At 70.1% G+C, this 14363-nt stretch carries 14 protein-coding genes; 5 read left to right on the top strand and 9 right to left on the bottom strand.

All coding sequences use genetic code 11. The annotated features are described in order from the left end of the window. Positions 1–47: 47 nt before the first annotated feature. The 3 genes from FHR32_RS31295 to FHR32_RS31305 all read left to right on the top strand — a co-directional run bounded on the left by FHR32_RS31295 (position 48) and on the right by FHR32_RS31305 (position 2887). Positions 48–917 carry a RecB family exonuclease gene (locus tag FHR32_RS31295; protein WP_184758128.1) on the top strand — a complete coding sequence of 290 codons (870 nt, stop codon included), beginning with the start codon at positions 48–50 and terminating at the stop codon, positions 915–917. A 93-nt stretch (positions 918–1010) separates the two neighbouring features. Beyond that, positions 1011–2207, top strand: coding sequence for a sensor histidine kinase (locus tag FHR32_RS31300; RefSeq protein WP_184758129.1), 1197 nt, complete (start codon positions 1011–1013; stop codon positions 2205–2207). Next, on the top strand, positions 2204–2887 hold the full coding sequence (locus FHR32_RS31305; protein WP_184758130.1) for a response regulator: 684 nt from the start codon (positions 2204–2206) through the stop codon (positions 2885–2887). Before FHR32_RS31300 ends, FHR32_RS31305 begins: the two co-directional genes overlap by 4 nt. 129 nt (positions 2888–3016) lie before the next feature. Here the strand turns inward: FHR32_RS31305 and FHR32_RS31310 are convergent, their stop codons facing one another. After that, the gene (locus FHR32_RS31310; protein ID WP_184758131.1) at positions 3017–3871 is read right to left on the bottom strand and encodes a LysR family transcriptional regulator; all 855 of its coding nucleotides are present in this window, start codon (positions 3869–3871) and stop codon (positions 3017–3019) included. A 258-nt stretch (positions 3872–4129) separates the two neighbouring features. Between FHR32_RS31310 and FHR32_RS31315 the strand changes: the two genes are divergently transcribed. Both FHR32_RS31315 and FHR32_RS31320 read left to right on the top strand, forming a co-directional pair. After that, positions 4130–4330 carry a hypothetical protein gene (locus FHR32_RS31315; protein ID WP_184758132.1) on the top strand — a complete coding sequence of 67 codons (201 nt, stop codon included), beginning with the start codon at positions 4130–4132 and terminating at the stop codon, positions 4328–4330. A 202-nt stretch (positions 4331–4532) separates the two neighbouring features. Continuing rightward, positions 4533–5339 carry a GNAT family N-acetyltransferase gene (locus FHR32_RS31320; protein ID WP_184758133.1) on the top strand — a complete coding sequence of 269 codons (807 nt, stop codon included), beginning with the start codon at positions 4533–4535 and terminating at the stop codon, positions 5337–5339. Here the strand turns inward: FHR32_RS31320 and FHR32_RS31325 are convergent. From FHR32_RS31325 to FHR32_RS31360, 8 genes are all read right to left on the bottom strand, one after another. Then, positions 5320–6387 (bottom strand): ABC transporter ATP-binding protein, encoded by a 1068-nt coding sequence (locus FHR32_RS31325; protein ID WP_184758134.1) that lies wholly within the window; start codon positions 6385–6387, stop codon positions 5320–5322. The genes FHR32_RS31320 and FHR32_RS31325 overlap by 20 nt on opposite strands. Further along, the gene (locus FHR32_RS31330) at positions 6384–7364 is read right to left on the bottom strand and encodes an ABC transporter ATP-binding protein (protein ID WP_184758135.1); all 981 of its coding nucleotides are present in this window, start codon (positions 7362–7364) and stop codon (positions 6384–6386) included. The genes FHR32_RS31325 and FHR32_RS31330 overlap by 4 nt, the downstream gene beginning before the upstream one ends. A 3-nt stretch (positions 7365–7367) precedes the next feature. Next, the gene (locus tag FHR32_RS31335) at positions 7368–8267 is read right to left on the bottom strand and encodes an ABC transporter permease (protein ID WP_184758136.1); all 900 of its coding nucleotides are present in this window, start codon (positions 8265–8267) and stop codon (positions 7368–7370) included. 31 nt (positions 8268–8298) lie between these two features. Next, entirely contained in the window at positions 8299–9303 is a 1005-nt protein-coding gene (locus tag FHR32_RS31340; protein ID WP_184758137.1) for an ABC transporter permease, read from the bottom strand. A 3-nt stretch (positions 9304–9306) separates the two neighbouring features. Continuing rightward, positions 9307–10986: an ABC transporter substrate-binding protein gene (locus FHR32_RS31345; RefSeq protein WP_184758138.1), complete on the bottom strand. Its 1680-nt coding sequence runs from the start codon at positions 10984–10986 to the stop codon at positions 9307–9309. A gap of 215 nt (positions 10987–11201) precedes the next feature. Next, positions 11202–12257: an ABC transporter ATP-binding protein gene (locus FHR32_RS31350; RefSeq protein ID WP_312882788.1), complete on the bottom strand. Its 1056-nt coding sequence runs from the start codon at positions 12255–12257 to the stop codon at positions 11202–11204. Beyond that, positions 12254–13294, bottom strand: coding sequence for an ABC transporter ATP-binding protein (locus FHR32_RS31355; RefSeq protein ID WP_184758140.1), 1041 nt, complete (start codon positions 13292–13294; stop codon positions 12254–12256). Before FHR32_RS31355 ends, FHR32_RS31350 begins: the two co-directional genes overlap by 4 nt. Beyond that, the gene (locus FHR32_RS31360; RefSeq protein ID WP_184758141.1) at positions 13291–14304 is read right to left on the bottom strand and encodes an ABC transporter permease; all 1014 of its coding nucleotides are present in this window, start codon (positions 14302–14304) and stop codon (positions 13291–13293) included. Before FHR32_RS31360 ends, FHR32_RS31355 begins: the two co-directional genes overlap by 4 nt. Between the last annotated feature and the right edge of the window lie 59 nt (positions 14305–14363).

Raw genomic sequence — 14363 nt, forward strand, 5'->3', positions numbered from 1 at the left:
ACCCACCTCGGGCACAAACTGTCGTCACTGTGACCTACAGTGCGGACATGTCACTGACCGAGCCCACGATCATCGGAGCGCTGTCGCCGTCCCGCGCCGGTGACTTCATGACGTGCCCGCTGCTCTATCGGTTCCGGGTGATCGACCGGCTGCCCGAGCCGCCGTCGCCCGCCGCGGTGCGCGGCACGATGGTCCACTCGGTGCTGGAACGCCTCTACGACCTCCCCGCTCCCGCGCGGACCGTCGCCGCCGCCCTGGATCTGCTGGAGCCGGAGTGGCGCAGGCTGCTGGCCGAGGATCCCGCCTACGGCGGCATGTTCGCCGACGATCGGGAGCAGGCCCAGTGGCTGGACCAGGCCCGCTCCATGCTGGAGCGCTACTTCACCCTTGAGGACCCCACCTGCCTGGAGCCCGCCGACCGGGAGCTGTATGTGGAGGCGGTGCTCGACAGCGGCCTGATGCTGCGCGGTTACATCGACCGGCTGGACGTCGCGCCCACCGGCGAGGTCCGCGTGGTCGACTACAAGACCGGCAGCGCGCCGGGGCCGGCCTTCGAGGCCAAGGCACTGTTTCAGATGAAGTTCTACGCGCTGACACTGTGGCGGCTGCACGGCTCGGTGCCCCGCCTGCTCCAGCTGATGTATCTGGGGGGCGGCGGCGAGGTGCTGCGCTATGCCCCCGACGAGGCGGACCTGCGCGCCACCGAGCGCAAGGTCCAGGCGCTGTGGACGGCCATCGCGCGGGCCATGGAGACCGGTGAGTGGCCTCCCAGACCCAGCCGCCTGTGCGACTGGTGCTCCTACAAGGAGCTGTGCCCGCAGTTCGGCGGCACTCCCCCGCCGCTGCCCGAGCGGCAACCGGGCGACACCGTGCGCAGCACCCGCCGGACCTCCAGGGCGGCCACCGACGAGCTCTGAACGGCACGGGAGCTCGCGGGTCATCCGCGGGGATGAGGGGGATATCCCCCTCCAGCAGGGTGGCTGCCGGAGCCGGACGCCTAAATTGATTGTGTGCGCAACACCCCCGGCAGCCTGCGGGCCTGGCTCCACGGACATCCCCTGATCCCCGACGTCGCCCTGGCGGTGGCGGTGGCCGCCGCGGCGGTGTCCTGGGCCCACGCCGGCCTCTTCCCCGGCGCTGCGGGCGACCTGATGGAGCCCGACGCGCTGGGCCTCGCCCTGGTCGTGGCCGGCTGCCTGTCGCCGGCGCTGCGCCGCCACATGCCCTTCACGATGCTCTTCCTGGTCAGCCTCATCGAGGTGACGCTGGCGTCGCTGAACCAGAGCGGCTCCCTGCTCTGGGTCGCCGCCCTGACGCTGGTCTACACGGTCGCCGCCCAGCGCGGCCTGGCGCTCAGCCTGTGCGCGCTGCTGGTGAGCCTGACCTGTCGTGCCCTGCTGGCGGTGGCGTCCGACGGGCTCGGCGACCGGACGGGCCAGCTGTTCATCGCCGTCCTGACCACGACCCTGTGGATCGCCGGCCGGAGCATCCGGCTGCGCCGCGCCTACCTCGCCGAGCTGCGCGACCGGGCCGAGCGGACGGAGCGGGCCCGGGAGTCCGACACCCGGGCGGCGAGAGCCGAGGAGCGCTCCCGCATCGCCCGGGAGCTGCACGACGTGGTCGCCCATCACGTGAGCGTGATGACCGTCCAGGCCTCGGCGGCACGCCGGGTGCTGGCCACCAACCCCGACGGCGCCCGGGAGGCGCTCTCGGCGATCGAGGAGATGGGCCGGACCGCGATGGCCGAGATGCGCAACATCGTGGGCGTGCTCAGGACCGACACGGCGCCGGCCGAGCGCAACCCTCAGCCGGGAGTGCAGGAGATCCCCGCGCTGGTCGACCAGATGCGGGAGGCGGGTCTGCGGACGCAGCTGTGGATGGACGGCGCGGAAGGCCCGCTGCCGCCCGGCGTCGACCTGGCCGCCTACCGGCTGGTTCAGGAGGCCCTGACCAACAGCCTGCGGCACGCGGGTCCGCAGGCCAGCGCCTGGGTCACCGTACGGCAGGGGCCGGGCGAGCTGGCCGTTCAGGTCGAGGACGACGGCCACGGCCCCGAGATCCCCCGCCCCGCCGGCGACCGGACCGGGCACGGGCTGGTCGGCATCCGCGAACGTGTCGCCCTCTATGGTGGAGTTCTGAGAATCGGCCCGCGTCCGGAGGGTGGATTCGAGGTCAATGCCCGGTTTCCCCTCAAGGACGTGCCATGACGATCAGAGTGCTACTGGTGGACGACCAGCCACTGCTGCGCACCGGTTTCCGCCTCATCCTGGAGGCCGAACCCGACATCACCGTGGTCGGCCAGGCCGGAGACGGCAAGGCCGCTCAGGAACAGTCGCGTGCGCTGATGCCCGACGTGGTGCTGATGGACGTCCGGATGCCGGGCGTGGACGGCATAGAGGCGACCCGCCGGATCGTGCGTGAGGCGTCCGGTGGGGCCCATGTGCCCAAAGTGCTGGTGCTGACGACCTTCGACCTGGACGAATACATCGTGGAGGCGCTGCGCGCCGGGGCCAGCGGCTTCCTGCTCAAGGACGTCCCACCGGACGAGCTGGTGCAGGCCATCCGGGTAATCGCGGCGGGGGACGCCATCGTCGCCCCGAGCGTCACCCGGCGGCTGCTGGACAGGTTCGGAGCGCACCTGCCCTCGGCCCATCAGCAGTCCGCCCCGGCCCGGCTGGACCGGCTCACCGAACGCGAGCTGGAGGTGCTGCGGCTGATCGCCCGCGGCATGTCGAACGCGGAGATCGCCGCAGAGTTGGTGGTGAGCGAGACGACGGTCAAGACCCACGTCGGCAACGTGCTCACCAAGCTCGGCCTGCGCGACCGCGTCCAGGCCGTGGTCCTGGCCTACGAGACCGGCCTGATCACCCCGGGCGCCATCTCCTAGCGATCCTTGGCCGCCGGCCTCCGGCGCTCCAACGGTGACCGGGCGTTCGGATGAAGCCGTCACGCGGCACGCTGGAATGCGCCGACCGCCCGCGGCGCGGCGGTGCTCGCAGGAAAGGCAGGGAACGGGTCAGAGCCCGGCGAGGATGCGGGCGAGCACCGGCCGGGTGTCGGCGCGCCGCCAGGCGACGGCGGTGGTGCAGCGGCGGTCGCCGTCGAGCAGGACGAACACCACCCCGGCGCGGGCGTAGTGCTCGTCGGTGCCCTGCGAGAGCAGGGCGATGCCCCGGCCGGCCGCGACCAGCTCCAGGGTCTCCTCGATCGCCCCGGAGCCGACCTCGCCCGCCACGTCGGTCACGCCGATGGAGCCCGGGTGGCGGAAAGCCCGCCAGAGCGGATCGGGGCTGCGGGGCACCACCCAGACACGGCCGGCCAGGTCGTCGGGGCACGCCACGGCCAATCCCGCGAGCGGATCGCCGACCGGCACGGCGACAGCCCTCCGGTCGCTGCCCAGGACGAGCACGTCCAGCGCGTCACCGGTGGTCAGGGGCGGCCACACCACGGCCAGGTCACTGGTCCCGGCCAGCAGGCCGCAGGCCGGATCGTCGAAGTCGAAGCGGCGCAGCCGTACCTCCCTGCCGGAGGCTCGGCGCACTCCTTCGAGCAGCAGGGAGGTGCGCGCGCCCGCCGCCTCGCCCATGAAACCGACCGTCAGCTCGGAGGTCTCCCCGGCCAGCAGCGCCTCAAGCTCGTCGGCGGCGGCCGTCACCGTCACCGCGTGGGTCAGCACCCGGCCGCCCAGCTCGGTCAGGCGCACGCCGTCGCGGTCGCGGATCAGCAACGGCTGTCCGGCGGTGGCCTCCAGGCGTTTCACGGCGACGCTCACGGTCGGCTGACTGATCCCGAGCGAGGCGGCCGCGCCCCGGAACGATCCGGCGCGCGCGACGGCCACGAACGCCCGGACCCCGGGCAACGTAACGTCCACCCGTTGATGATAGCCATCGGCTATCGAGATAGCCGCAAACTATTGCGCTGTCCCGGAGCCGCCGGCGGAGGATGGCACCCTTGACATCCTCCCCTCCCCGAAGGGAGGGGATTCCCACGGTCACCCGTGAGACTTCCTGCTTCACCGCCGGTCGCCCGCCCAGAAGGATCTCCGTTGAGGTCTTACACCAGCTCCACAGGCGTTTCACCTCTCCGCCAGCCCAGCGGCGAGGGTAGTGCCGATCACGCAAACAGCGGCTTGGTTATCGCCGCCGCCGAACACGTTACCGAATCGCACGCCGCCGCGCTGCTGGTCCCCCTGCTCCGCACCCGTCGCGACGTGGCCGTCGCAGCCGGGGCGGCCGTCCTGGCGCTGGTCTCATCATGGTTGGTGCCACCGGGTCTGCCGGTCCTCCTCGCCGCCCTGGCCGCGGTCCCGGCCGCGCTGAGGTCGTCGTGAACACCGCGCTGTCCGAGCCTGCCCGCGCGGACGCCGCGCCGCCCGCGGCGGCCGCGGCGGCCGCCCGGCACTCCACCTGGCCGTCGCCGCCCTCGTGGCGGGAGTAGCCGCCCGACGCCTCGGGTTCCTGCCCGCCATGCTCCTCGGCACCGCCGCCGGAGCCCTTGTCACCATTGGAGACCTTTAAGTGATCATTCGTGAGTTGACCACCGACGACCTCGGCGCCTGCCTGCGGCTCGCGGAGGACCGCCAGTGGGGACGTGAGGAGCGCAAGTGGCTGTTCCTGCTCCAGGGAGGGGAGGGCTACGGGATCCTGGGCCCCGAGGGGGAACTGGTGGCAAGCGCCGTCCTGACCCGGTACGGCACCCGTACCGCCGCGATCAGCATGGTGCTGGTGGCCTCCCGGCACGGGCGTCAGGGATTGGGCGGCCGTCTGATCCGCCATGTGCTGGACCAGACCCGCGGCGCGACCGTCTTCCTGAACGCGACCGGGGCGGGCCGCCCTCTCTATGAGAGGCTCGGCTTCCGCGTGACGAGCCCGGTCGCCATGCATCTGGGGACCTTCACCGGCGAGGCGGCCGGCGCGTCCCGCGTCGCCGTACCGGAAGATCTGAAGGCGATCACCGACCTCGACGCGGAGGTCGTCGGGGCCGACCGGTCCGCTCTCCTGGCAAGGCTGTCCGGCTTCGCCGAGCAGATCCGGGTGATCGAGGACGGGCGACGGGTCACGGGGTACGCCGGAATGTGGCGCAACGTGACCAACACGGTTGTCGGGCCGGTGATCGCCGCAGACCCGCAGGACGCCCGGAGACTGATCGCCGACCTCGCCTCCCAGGTCGGCGGCCCGGTCCGGATCGAGGTCGAGGAGTGCCGCCGGGAGCTGGCGGAGTGGCTGACCGGACACGGCATGGTCGCGGGGATGCGGACCTCCGACATGGTGGCCGGCGGCCGGGTGCTGCCCGGCGACCGGACCCGGTACTTCGCCCCGGTCATGTCGGCCCTGGGGTGACGGGGGCGCCGACCTCGGTGGCGGCGGGGTCGTGGGCGCCCGCGGCGGCCCGGATCCGGCCCGCCGCGATCTCCTCCACCCAGTGACAGGCGACCCTGCGGCCGGGGCGCGCCTCCCGGAGCCCGGGCGGCTCGTCGGCGCAGCGCGTCGGCTGCCGGAACGGGCAGCGGGTGTGGAATCGGCAGCCGGGCGGGACATCCATCGGAGACGGCAGATCGCCGGTGAGCAGGATCCGCCTCCTGCGCTCCTCGACATCGGGGTCCGGGATCGGAATCGCCGACATCAGCGCGATCGTGTAGGGATGGAGCGGCTCGGCGTACAGTTCGCTGGAGGGGGACTCCTCCACCAGCGCCCCGAGATACATCACACCGATGACGTCGCTGACATGGCGCACCACCGCCAGGTCGTGGGCGACCACGACGTAGGTGAGGCCCAGCTGCTCCTGAAGGTCCTCCAGCAGGTTGACGATCTGCGCCTGGATCGAGACGTCCAGCGCGGAGACGGGCTCGTCGGCGATGATCAACCGAGGGTTGAGGGCGATCGCCCGGGCGATGCCGATCCGCTGACGCTGGCCACCGGAGAACTCGTGGGGATAGCGGCTCGCGGACCCGGCGGGCAGTCCCACGATGTCGAGCAGCTCCCGCACCCGCCGGAGGCGGTCCCCGGTGAAGCCGTGGGTCCGGAGCGGTTCGGTGAGCACCGACTCCACGCTCTGCCGGGGGTCCAGGCTGGCGAGCGGGTCCTGGAAGACCATCTGCATGTGCCGCCGGAGCAGGCGGAGCCGTTCCGGGTCCTGTGCCCCGACGTCGACGCCGTCGAACAGGACGGTCCCGGCCGTGGGCTCGACCAGCCTCAGCACGGCCTTGCCGAGCGTGCTCTTGCCGCAGCCCGACTCCCCCACCAGCCCGTAGGTCATGCCCTGCGGCACGTCGAGGTCGACACCGTCGACGGCCCTGACCTGGCCGACGACCCGCTCCAGCAGCACGCCCTTCTTGACCGGGAAGTGCACCTTCAGCCCGCGGATCGACAGCAGCGGCTCGGAGCTCAACGGTTGCCCCCCTCGGTCTCGATCGGATTGAAGCAGCGCAGGCCGTGAGCGTCGCCACGCAGTTCCGGCGCCGCCCGGGCGCACTCGTCGACGCGATTACGGCAGCGTGGCGCGAACGCGCAGCCCCGGGACCACGGGACGGTGTCGCGCGGGGAGCCCTGGATGGGTTCCAGCCGCTCGCCACGGGGCCGGTCGAGCCGTGGCACGGAGGCGAGCAGGCCCGCGGTGTAGGGGTGACGGGGGTTGGCGAAGAGCTCGTGCCGGGGCGCCCGCTCGACGATCCGGCCGGAGTACATCACGTGGACGGTGTCGCACATCCCGGCGACCACCCCCAGGTCGTGCGTGATCAGGATCAGGGCGGTCCCGGTGTCGGCGACCAGGGCCTTGAGCAGTTCGAGGATCTGCGCCTGGATGGTGACGTCCAGCGCGGTGGTGGGTTCGTCGGCGATGAGGAGCCGGGGGCGGCAGGCCAGTGCCGTCGCGATCAGCACACGCTGGCGCATGCCGCCCGAGAGCTGGTGGGGATACTCCTTCAGCCGCCTGGCCGGGTCGGGGATGCCCACCCGGCGCAGCAGCTCGGCCGCCTCGGCCCGCGCCTCTCCCGAGGCCAGGCCGCGGTGCCGTACGAGCACCTCGGTCACCTGGACTCCGATGGGGACGACCGGGTTGAGCGAGCTCATCGGGTCCTGGAAGACGACGGCCATGTCCCGGCCGCGCAACGCGCGCAGCTTGTCGGCGGGCAGGGCGAGCAGCTCGGTCCCGTCGAAGGCGACGCTCCCCTCCACCAGCACGCCGCGTCTGGGCAGCAGTCCCATGACGGCGAGCGAGGTGACGGACTTACCGCAGCCCGACTCCCCCACCAGGCCGAGGGTCTCGCCCGGGGCCACCGAGAAACTGACGCCGTCCACGGCGCGCACGTCCTCGTGGCCTCGCCGGCGGAAGACCACGTTGAGCTCTTCGATTCTGAGCAGACTCACGCTTCACCGCCGGTATTTGGGGTCGAGAGACTCGCGCAGCGACTCCCCCAGCAGGGTGAAGCCGAGCGCGGCGAAGACGATGGCCAACCCGGGGAAGACCGCGAGCAGCGGCGCACTGGACAGATAGCGCTGGGTGTCGGCCAGCATCCGGCCCCATTCGGGGATGCTGGGGTCGTTGCTGGACAGGCCCAGGAAGGCCAGGCCGGCCGCGTCCACGATGGCGGTGGCGAGGGTGAGCGTGCCCTGCACGATGACGGGGGTCAACGAGTTGGGCAGGATGTGGCCGAGCACGATCCGCCACCGTCGAACGCCGACCGCCCTGGCCGCCAGCACGTAGTCGGACTGGCGCTGGGCCAGCATCTGGCCGCGCAGCAACCGGGCGAAGATCGGCACGTTCACCACCGCGATGGCGATCATCACGGAGTCCAGCCCCGCTCCCAGCATGGCGGCGATGCCGATGGCGAACAGCAGGCCGGGGATCGACAGCACCATGTCGACGAAACGCATCACGATGGTGTCGACCAGGCCGCCGAAGGCCCCGGCGAGCAGTCCGAGCAGCAGCCCGCCCGCCATGCCGAGCAGCAGCGAGACCACGCCGATGACCAGGGACCAGCGAGCGCCCCACAGAACGCGGGTGAGCTCGTCACGGCCCAGGTCGTCGAGGCCGAACCAGTGCTCGGCGGACGGGCCGGGGATGGAGGTGGGGGTGACCTGGCCGACCGGCTTGTCCGGGGGGAAGGGGGCCAGCCACGGAGCGAGCAGGGCCACCGCGACGAACAGGATCACCAGGACGGCACCCGTGATCGCGATCGGGTTGCGCCGCAGCCGGCGCCAGGCGTCCCTGCCGAGACTGCCACCGGCCTCGTCCGGGATGACGGCCGCTTCGGCCTGGGAGAGGCTCATGTGGTCCACCCCGTCACGACGTCGTGTCCGTTCACGCGACCCTCACCCTCGGGTCGATGAGCCCGTAGGCGATGTCGACCAGCAGGTTCACCAGGACGAAGACCACGGCGGTGAACAGGATGAAGCCCTGCAGTACCGCGTAGTCCCTGGCCATGATCGAGTCGGCGATGAACTTGCCGAAACCCGGGAACGCGAAGACGGTCTCGGTCAGCACGGCGCCGCCGAGCAGCAGTCCGACCTGGAGACCGATGATCGTGATGACCGGGAGCATGGCGTTGCGCAGCACGTGACGCCCCCGGACCGTGGCCGGTCGCAGCCCCTTGGCCTCGGCGGTGCGCACGTAGTCCTCGTGGAGCACGTCCAGCACCGAGGCGCGGGTGATGCGCACCACGATCGCCAGCGGGATGGTCCCGAGGGTGACACCGGGCAGGACCAGGTGCGCCAGCGCGTCCCAGAACGCTCCGGGGTATCCGGTGACCAGGCCGTCCAGCACGTAGAACCCGGTGGGGTGCACGGTGTCGATCAGCGGGTCCTGGCGGCCGTCGGTGGGCAGGATCCCGAATTTCTCGGCGAAGACGAACTTCAGCATGTAGCCCAGGAAGAAGACCGGGACCGTGATGCCGAAGAGCGATCCGGCGACCGAGACATGGTCGAGCCAGGTACCGTGACAGCGGGCCGCGAAGTAGCCGAGGGGGATGCCCACCCCCACCGCGAAGATCATCGCGGTGAGGGCGAGCTCCACCGTGGCCGGGAAGGTCCGGAGCAGCTCCTCCAGGACCGGATGCTGGGTCCGGCTGGACACGCCGAGGTCTCCGTGCAGGAGGTTGCCCACCCAGGTGACGTACTGCTCGTACCAGGAGCGGTCCAGGCCGTAGAGCCTCCTGACCCGCTCGACGGCCTGCGGCGTGGCCCGCTCACCGAGGAGGGCCTCGGCGGGCCCTCCCGGCAGTGCCCTGACCCACAGGAACAGCAGGATCGACAGTCCCACCAGGATCGGGACGAGCAGGAGCAGCCGTCTGACGACGAACCTCAGCATCCGTCAGGACAGCGAGATCGTGGCGAAGACGTCGTTGAGCACCGGGCTCGGCACCCAGCCTCGGACGTTCTTGGCGGCCGCGGAGAACGAGGGGCTCTGCGCGTACGGCACGCCCGGCACGAAGTCGGCGATCAGCGCGTTCGCCTGTTTGTACAGCTCCTCGCGCTTGGCCTGGTCAGGCTCCCGCTCCGCGTCGTTCAGCACCTTGAAGATCGGCTCGTTCCTGAACGACCACTGGTTGGAGAAGGACTGGAACAGGGTGCCGAGGAAGTTGTCGGGGTCGCCGAAGTCACCGTTCCAGCCGAGCATGTAGAGCGGGCAGTCACCGGCCTGGGAGATGTTCAGGTAGTCGGGGCTCCAGGGTGAGGTCTTGGGGGTGACCTTGAAGCCCGCGGCCTCCAGGTCGGCCTTCATCAGCTGGAAGTTCCCGGCCGGATCGACCATGTAGGCGCGGCTGACCCCGCTCGGGTAGCAGAACTCCAGCGTCGGGTCCGTCTCGCCGGAGGCGGCGATGAGCTGCTTGGCCTTGTCCACGTTGTAGTCGTACTTGGCGAAGTCCTCGGTGTAGCTCCAGAGACTGTCCGGCATGAACGCGTTGGCGACCTTGGCGCCCGTGGCGTACTTGGTCTTCACCACGTTCTCGCGGTTGATCGCGTGGGCGATCGCCTGGCGGATCTTCTGGTTCTGCATGATCTTGGTCTTCTGGCTGAAACCGAGGTAGCCCATGTTGAACGGCGCCCGTTCGATGACCTGGGTCCCGGCGCTCTTGAGCGACTCCAGGTCGGCCGGGTCGGCATAGTCGAAGGCATGGACCGAGCCCGCGCGCAGCGCCTGCGCCCGGTCGGCGGCCTTCTCGATGGGCCGGAAGATGATCTTGCTCAGCTTGGCCTTCTCACCCCAGTAGTCGTCGTTGCGGACCAGCTCCAGCTTGTCGCCGCGGGTCCAGGAAGAGAACTTGAACGGCCCGGTGCCCGTCGGGTGCTCGGTGCCGAAGGTCCCGGTGAACTGGGGTGACTCGGGAGTCCCGCTCACCTCGTCCGCCTTGTAGCCCTTCAGCGCCTTGGGGCTGGCGATGCCGAACGACGACAGTGTCAGCGCCGACAGCACGGCGGCGGACGGTTCGGTGAGCTTGAGCTCCACGGTGCTGTCGTCCTTGGCCGTGCACCCGCCGTACAGGCTCTTGCCGAGGCTGTCGGACTCGTTCTTGGCGAAGCCCCGGAACACGGTCACCCAGTAGTAGGAGACCGAGTCGGACTGTGCCAGCCCCGTGAAGTTGTACCAGCGCTCGAAGTTGGCGCACACGGCGGCGGCGTTGAACGCCTCACCGTCATGGAATCTCACCCCTTGGCGCAGCTTGAAGGTGTAGGTCTTGGCGTCCTTGCTGACCTCCCAGCTCTCGGCCAGTCCCGGCGCGACCTCGGTGCCCCCGACTTCGGTGGCCACCAGCGTCTCGAATATCTGGTTGGTCACCCGGGAGGACTCGCCGTCACTGTGGTAGGCCGGATCGAGGATGCTGGGGTCCGCCGAGGAGGCGAAGATGAAAGTCGAGTCCTTCGGCGCGCCGGCCGCGGTGGCCCCCGGCGCCGCCCCGCCTCCGCCACCGCACGCCGCCACCGAGATGATCAGGGCCGCGCCCAGGATCACCGCCGCCGTGCTGCGCAAGGGCATACCGTCTCGTCGCATGCTGCACCTCATAGCCGTCTCGCGGCCAGGTCATGGCCATCGTGCGGAATTCCGGTGATCGCAGGATCCATGCGACGGGCATGGCTGACCAGCCCCTGCGGAAGGCTGTGGCACAAATGTGACAGTCGGCAGTAAAGCCTGGCAATGGAACGTTTCAGAAACGAGAACGCCTGTGCTGTACGGCATGCCGCACAGCACAGGCGTCCGTCAGGCGCTCAGGCCGAGACGGTCCCCGCGGCCGCGGACTCCCCGGCGGCGGGGGCGTTCTCCGGGAAGTGGCAGGCGACCTGGTGGCCGGTCGCGAGTTCGACCAGCGGCGGCTCCACCGTCTTGCAGACCGCCTGGGCCTTCCAGCAGCGGGTGTGGAACCGGCAGGCGGGCGGCGGGTTGAGCGGGCTCGGCACGTCACCCTGGAGCCGGATGCGCTCGCGGTCCTTGCGCCGGGCCGGGTCGGGGACCGGGACCGCCGACATCAGGGCCGTGGTGTACGGGTGCATGGGCGACTCGTACAGGGCCTTGCGGTCGGCCAGCTCGACGATCTTGCCGAGGTACATCACCGCCACCCGGTCGCTGATGTGCCGGATGACCGACAGGTCGTGCGCGACGATGACGTAGGTCAGGTTGAGCTCGTTCTGCAGGTCCTCCAGGAGGTTGACCACCTGGGCCTGGATGGAGACGTCCAGAGCGGAGACCGGCTCGTCGGCGATGATGAGCTTGGGCTTGAGCGCGAGCGTGCGGGCGATGCCGATGCGCTGGCGCTGGCCGCCGGAGAACTCGTGCGGGTAGCGGTTGTAGTGCTCGGGGTTGAGCCCGACCAGCTCCAGGATCTCCTGGACCGCCTTCTTGGTGCCCTGCTCGGTCTGGACGCCCTGGATGCGGTACGGCGCGCCGACGATGGCGCCCACCGTGTGCCGGGGGTTGAGCGACGAGTAGGGGTCCTGGAAGATCATCTGTATGTCACGGCGGAGCGGCCGGATCTTGGCCTGCGACATGTGGGTGATGTCGTGGCCCTCGAAGACGATCTTCCCTGCGGTGGGCTCCAGCAGGCGGGTGATCAGGCGGCCGGTGGTGCTCTTGCCGCAGCCGGACTCGCCCACCAGGCCGAGCGTCTCGCCCTCGCGGACGGAGAAGCTGACGCCGTCGACCGCCTTGACCGCGCCGACCTGACGCTTGAGCAGGCCCTTGGTCACCGGAAAGTGCTTCTGCAGGCCCTGGACGGACAGCAGCGCCTCGGGATCGGTCACAGCCGCGCCCTTGTCATCAACCGTCACGTGCTCTCCATCATCGGTTTGATCTCGTTTTCCCAGATGGCCCGTCGCTCCGCACGCGGCAGATGGCATCGGACCAGATGCCCACCCTCGATCTCCAGGAGCTCGGGCACCTCGGTGGTGGCCTTGCCTCCGGTTCGGTCCTCGAAGGTGCACCGGGGGTGGAAGGCACAGCCGGACGGCACGTTGATCAGAGAGGGCGGAGTGCCCTTGATCGGCAGCAGCCGCTCGGTGGGCTCACGGTCCAGGCGGGGCATCGATCCCAGCAAACCCCAGGTGTAGGGGTGCTCGGGCCGGTAGAAGATGTCCTCGGCGGAGCCGTACTCGATGCACTTGCCGCCGTACATCACCAGGATGTCGTCCGACAGCTCCGCGACGACGCCCAGGTCGTGGGTGATGATGATCAACGCGGAGTTGAACTCGCGCTGCAGGTCCAGCATCAGGTCCAGGATCTGCGCCTGGACCGTCACGTCGAGGGCGGTGGTCGGCTCGTCGGCGATCAGCAGCTCGGGGTCGCACGACAGCGCCATGGCGATCATGGCGCGCTGGCGCATGCCGCCGGAGAACTCGTGCGGGTAGCTGTCGACGCGCTTGTCGGGCTGCGGGATGCCCACCCGGCCGAGCAGGTCGATCGCGTGCTTGCGGGCGACCGCCTTGCTGACGTCGTGGTGAATCCGGTAGGCCTCGACGATCTGGGCGCCGACCGTGTAGAAGGGGTGCATCGCCGACAGCGGATCCTGGAAGATCATCGCCATCTTCTTGCCGCGCAGCGTCCGCACGTGGTCGGTGCTCGCGCTGACGAGCTCCTCGCCGTCCAGCCAGATCTCGCCGGAGATCTTGGCCCGGCCGCCCTTGTGCAGACCGAGGATGCCGAGGCTGGTGACACTCTTACCGGAACCCGACTCGCCCACGATGCCCAGGGTCTTGCCCCGGTCGAGCTTGAAGGACAGGCCGTCGACGGACTTGACCAGGCCGTCCTCGGTCGGGAAGTGGATGCGCAGGTCGCGCAGTTCCAGGAAGGAGTCGGGCGCAGTCGTCATGACAGCCTCACCCTCGGGTCGACCACCGCGTACAGGACGTCCACGATGAGGTTGGCCAGGACGATGAAGAAGGCGGCGAACAGGGTCACGCCCAGCACCACCGGAAGGTCGTTGCCCCGGATCGCGTCGATGACCAGCTTGCCGATGCCGGGGATGGAGAAGGTGCTCTCGGTGAGCACCGCACCGCCCAGCAGCAGCCCGAGGTCGAGGCCGAAGATGGTGAGGATCGGGGTCAGCGTGGCGCGCAGGGCATGCTTGGTGACGACCGTGCGCTCCTTGAGACCCTTGGCGCGTGCCGTGCGGATGTAGTCCTCACCCATGGTCTCCAGCATGCCCGCCCGGGTGAGCCGGGCGTAGAGGGCGGCGTAGAGGAACGCCAGGGTGATCCAGGGCAGCACGAGTGACTGGAACCACATGAGCGGATTCTCGGTGATCCCGATGTAGCTGCCACCGCCGGGGAAGATCCCGAGGGTGTAGGCGAACACCGACAGCGAGACCAGGCCGGTGAAGTAGACCGGCAACGACACTCCGGCGAGCGCCACGGTCATGGCGGCACGGTCGAGCGCGCTGCCGCGTCTCAGCGCGGAGACGACGCCGATGCTGACCCCGACGACGAGCCAGGTGATCGCCGCGCCCGCGGCGAGCGACAGCGTCGCGGGGAGCCGGTCGAGCAGCGTCGGCCAGACCGGCTGGTTGTTGTTGAAGGAGAACCCAAAGCACGGCGCCGGACACTTGGCGGGCTTGGGGCCCAGTGAGTAATCCTGGCCGACGACGATGCCCTGGGCGAACCGGCCGTACTGCACGATGAGCGGGTCGTCCAGGTGGAGCCTCTTGACAGCGCCCTGGATCGCCTCGGGCGTGGCATCCCGTCCGACGTAGCGCGACGCCATGCCCTCAGGGGTCTGTCCCAGGGCGCGCGGGATGAGAAAGAAGATCGCGAAGGTGGCCACGCTGACGATGACGAGCATCAGCACGGCGGCGATCACGCGGCGGACGATGAAAGCGACCACGATCGTTCGGCCGGGGTGCCCGGGAGGATCGCTCCCGGGCACCGTCAGGCCTTCACCTG

It is taken from the genome of Streptosporangium album (assembly GCF_014203795.1).
Lineage (GTDB): Bacteria > Actinomycetota > Actinomycetes > Streptosporangiales > Streptosporangiaceae > Streptosporangium > Streptosporangium album.

Excerpts from the sequence above, each read along its gene's own strand:
- FHR32_RS31335 (WP_184758136.1), bottom strand. The coding sequence starts at position 8,267 with ATGAGCCTCTCCCAGGCCGAAGCGGCCGTCATCCCGGACGAGGCCGGT.
- FHR32_RS31340 (WP_184758137.1), bottom strand. The coding sequence starts at position 9,303 with ATGCTGAGGTTCGTCGTCAGACGGCTGCTCCTGCTCGTCCCGATCCTG.
- FHR32_RS31355 (WP_184758140.1), bottom strand. The coding sequence starts at position 13,294 with ATGACGACTGCGCCCGACTCCTTCCTGGAACTGCGCGACCTGCGCATC.
- FHR32_RS31345 (WP_184758138.1), bottom strand. The coding sequence starts at position 10,986 with ATGCGACGAGACGGTATGCCCTTGCGCAGCACGGCGGCGGTGATCCTG.
- FHR32_RS31305 (WP_184758130.1), top strand. The coding sequence starts at position 2,204 with ATGACGATCAGAGTGCTACTGGTGGACGACCAGCCACTGCTGCGCACC.
- FHR32_RS31295 (WP_184758128.1), top strand. The coding sequence starts at position 48 with ATGTCACTGACCGAGCCCACGATCATCGGAGCGCTGTCGCCGTCCCGC.